This window comes from Oleiphilus sp. HI0128, assembly GCF_001635365.1.
Map to the genome: position 1 here is coordinate 1 of NZ_LWGG01000498.1, position 295 is coordinate 295.

A 295-nucleotide genomic window follows, 5' to 3' on the forward strand; every position below is an offset into this window, starting at 1 on the left:
ATGACGCTCGAATACGTGCATCACTCGTTACCTTTCCATCTTTAACTGGAACATTCAAATCTTCGCGAATCAAAACCCTCTTTCCTTTAAGGTCGAGATCCATCATTTTAAGAACAGACATATAATCTCCCATATAACATTGCGGCCCTGCAAAAAGTCACTTTGCAAGCCAATATCTAGCAACATCGAGCATACGGTTTGCGTATGCCCATTCATTATCAAACCAAGTCAAAACCTTGATCAAACGTCCGCCACTCACTCTTGTCTGACTACCATCAACAATTGTTGAGTGAGT

1 protein-coding gene and 1 pseudogene are annotated in these 295 nt (G+C 41.4%); both read right to left on the bottom strand.

Going from position 1 to position 295, the window contains the following annotated elements; translation table 11 throughout:
* Positions 1–121: phosphoglycerate kinase (pgk, locus tag A3763_RS26740; protein WP_082880397.1), on the bottom strand; the 121-nt coding region annotated here is incomplete at its 3' end.
* A gap of 36 nt (positions 122–157) precedes the next feature.
* Positions 158–295: pseudogene (locus A3763_RS27445) on the bottom strand (erythrose-4-phosphate dehydrogenase); the annotation flags it as partial.